At 55.3% G+C, this 253-nt stretch carries 1 pseudogene; it reads right to left on the bottom strand.

Features of this window, described 5'->3' with window-relative positions:
• Positions 1-253: pseudogene (locus AACY52_RS32030) on the bottom strand (IS110 family transposase); the annotation flags it as partial.

Consider the following 253-nt stretch of genomic DNA (forward strand, 5'->3'; position numbering starts at 1 on the left):
GATGCAAAATCAGTTGCTGCTCATTGGAACGGTGCGGGTTACGCAGTGATTTGCTGGGCGGGATAACTTGCGCCTGAAGAACCGGCAGCCGCTCAAGTGCATAAGCAATGGCTTGGTCGCACTCACCCGATCTGTTTTTCCAGGAAGTCATAAGCCGCCAACTCCTGACTCAGCGCATGCAAATGCTCAGCTCGCCAGTTGCCGTGCAAGCTGCGAGCAACAGTGGCCTGATCGGCCTTAACACGCTTGTCTC

This window comes from Pseudomonas sp. EA_65y_Pfl1_P113, assembly GCF_963970525.1.
Classification (GTDB): domain Bacteria; phylum Pseudomonadota; class Gammaproteobacteria; order Pseudomonadales; family Pseudomonadaceae; genus Aquipseudomonas; species Aquipseudomonas tritici.